General features: G+C 43.7%; 4 protein-coding genes. 2 read left to right on the plus strand and 2 right to left on the minus strand.

All coding sequences use genetic code 11. The features are described from left to right. The coding region (locus tag ABI367_RS00055) for a type IX secretion system membrane protein PorP/SprF (protein WP_462227802.1) at positions 1-530 on the plus strand (530 nt) is incomplete at its 5' end. 23 nt (positions 531-553) lie between these two features. Here ABI367_RS00055 and ABI367_RS00060 read toward each other — a convergent pair. After that, complete coding sequence (locus ABI367_RS00060) at positions 554-859, minus strand: hypothetical protein (protein ID WP_462227803.1); 306 nt, start codon at positions 857-859, stop codon at positions 554-556. Between the two features lie 65 nt (positions 860-924). Then, a complete protein-coding gene (locus ABI367_RS00065; RefSeq protein WP_462227804.1) occupies positions 925-1,230 on the minus strand; it encodes a hypothetical protein in 306 nt (101 codons plus the stop codon). A 144-nt stretch (positions 1,231-1,374) separates the two neighbouring features. Between ABI367_RS00065 and ligA the strand changes: the two genes are divergently transcribed. Next, positions 1,375-2,945, plus strand: a 1,571-nt coding sequence (gene ligA, locus ABI367_RS00070; protein ID WP_462227805.1) for an NAD-dependent DNA ligase LigA, incomplete at its 3' end; no start/stop codon positions are given.

Consider the following 2,945-nt stretch of genomic DNA (forward strand, 5'->3'; position numbering starts at 1 on the left):
ACTCGGGCGCGGGCTTTAACCTGGTTATAGGCCAATTTAACATAGGTAGTGCCATACAACATATCAACAGTCCTAATGAATCATTTACGGGCACACCTGCCAGGCTGCCCATGCGCGGTGTTGGTCATATCAGCTACCGGTGGGACCTAAACCCCGGTGAAAATTTATATGATGACGAAAAATCATATATAGTGCCTTCAATAGTATATAACAGGCAGGCTACCGCGCAATCATTAAGCGCGGGTGTACAATATAAGCGCGGGGTGTTAAACGCGGGTGCATGGTACCATAGCGGCGGTCAGTTTGGTCCGAGTTCGGTAGGTATTTCTTTAATATTCGATTTGATAATTAACCGTGAGGGTGGCGAAAAAATGCGTTTTGGCGTAAGCCATGACGTACCCATATCAGGACTAAATTATAGCAATACAAGCGGCACAACAGAAGCAAGCTTAGGCTATCAAACCGCTTTCCCGGCACGAGACACCGAGCATAAATTTGAGGGCCTGCGCAGGTGCTATGATTTTTATTGAGAAGTATAATACTGTCTAAAATATTATCTCCAGTGGCCGGCAACCCACACGTAGCCACGCAGGCGATGATCCCAATGGCCGGCAACCCATACCGCGTCCGAGCGAACGGGTTCGGCCCAATGGCCTCGCCGATAAACATAAGTGCGGCCACGTGGCACCCATTCTTCATCAACCCAAACATGGCGTGGTGACGGACGACCCTCACGAATTACCACCCGTGGTCCGGGGCGGTTAGGACGGAAACGTACAACTAATTGAGCGTTACTATTGCCTACGCCAAACAATAGCATAGCGGTTAACAGCATTAAAACTTTGCGAATATTTTTCATAGTATTAAATATTGATTATTTACTATGACAAAAAAGCCAAAAAAGGGTTTAAAAAATTTACCAGTTTACTTTCGAGTAACCCAACCACCTAAAACGCGTGTATACCCCTTTGCTGATTTTACCCAGCGCCCGGGCTTATAAACATCTTTTGGTGAGGGTGGGTAGCTCCAGAAACCCGGGCGATAAATATATTGTTTTTTAGCATTAAGTATCCACTCTTCGGATATCCAAACATGGTATTTACTGGGCCGCCTGGGGATTGTTGTTTTGGGAGCTGGGGGTATACTTTTTACATACTGGGCGTAAGTATTTGCTACACCAAACAGTGATATTGCAAATACTAAAATCAATTTTAAGCTGATTTTTTTCATTGTAATACTTGTTTTAATGCTGCGAATTTAATGCGTAAGCAAAAAAAATAAAATAGCTCTTTGAAATTTTTGTGGAGTATTTTTTAGCAAAGCAGATTAGTAAATTTGTAGTTTAGAAAATAAAATACAAACTCCTGATAATCTATGCAGCCAGCGGAAGCCAAACAGAAAATACAGAAATTAACAGCCGAATTGAGGCAGCATAGCTATAATTATTATGTACTGGCTATGCCCACTATAGCTGATTTTGAGTTTGATAAAAAACTAGAAGAACTAGATAAACTGGAAAAGCAATATCCTGAATTTGCCGACCCCGATTCGCCTACACAAAGGGTAGGCGGCGAAATTACCAAGGAGTTTGTTACCGTAAAACATAAATGGCCCATGCTATCGCTGGGCAACACTTATAACGAGCAGGAACTGCTTGATTTTGACCAGCGCGTACGCAAAGCCATTGGCGATAATTTTGAATACGTATGCGAGCTGAAGTTTGATGGCCTCTCCATGAGTTTAACTTACCAAAATGGCAAGCTTTTGCGTGCGGTTACCCGGGGCGATGGGGTGCAGGGCGATGATGTTACTACCAACATTCGCACCATTAACAGCATACCTAAAAGGTTAACCGGTGGTGGTTACCCTGATGAGTTTGAGATACGCGGCGAGGTATTTATGCACCTTAAAGCATTTGAACGCCTTAATAAAGAACGAGTAGATAACGGCGAACAACCTTATGCCAACCCGCGCAATTTTGCGTCGGGCACGGTTAAAATGCAGGATTCTGCCGAGGTGGCACGGCGCCCGCTGGATTGCTTCCTTTACTTTTTATATACCGATAAGCCATTATTTAAAACCCATTGGGAAAGCCTTGAAGTTGTGAAAGGTTGGGGCTTTCATGTAAATGAGCATAGCAGCTTATGCAATAACATTAATGATGTATTGGAGTTTATTACTTACTGGGATAAAAAGCGTTTTGACCTGAGTTATGATATTGATGGTATAGTAATAAAGGTAAACAACTATAACCAGCAGCAGGAACTGGGCTTTACAGCTAAATCTCCGCGATGGGCCATATCCTATAAGTTTAAGGCCGAGCAGGTACAAACCGAATTATTGGCGGTAACTTACCAGGTGGGCCGCACGGGCGCAGTTACGCCGGTAGCCAATTTAAAACCTGTATTACTGGCAGGCACAACCGTAAAACGCGCTACCCTGCACAATGCCGACGAAATTGAAATACGCCTTAAGCTGCACGAGGGCGACTGGGTATTTGTTGAAAAAGGCGGCGAGATCATCCCAAAAATCATCAGCGTAAATATGGATAAGCGCAAGCCCGGTGCAAAGCCTATTCATTATATTACCCACTGCCCCGCTTGTAATACGTTGTTACAACGACAGGAAGGCGAGGCTGCTTTTTATTGCCCTAATGATGCAGGCTGCCCGCCGCAAATAATTGGTAAAATGCAGCATTTTATTGGCCGCAAGGCCATGAATATTGATGGCCTTGGTGATGAAACCATTGACGCTTTTTACCAGAAGGGCTTTATACACACCATTAGCGATATTTATGGGTTGAAGAACCATGTTGATGAGCTGAAACAAATGGAACGTTTTGGCGAAAGATCTATCAACAATATGCTGGAGGGGATTGAGAGTTCAAAAAAAATGCCTTTTGAAAAGGTATTGTTTGGTTTGGGTATACGCTACATTGGCGAAAC

The sequence above is a fragment of the Mucilaginibacter sp. genome (assembly GCF_039935595.1).
Lineage (GTDB): Bacteria > Bacteroidota > Bacteroidia > Sphingobacteriales > Sphingobacteriaceae > Mucilaginibacter.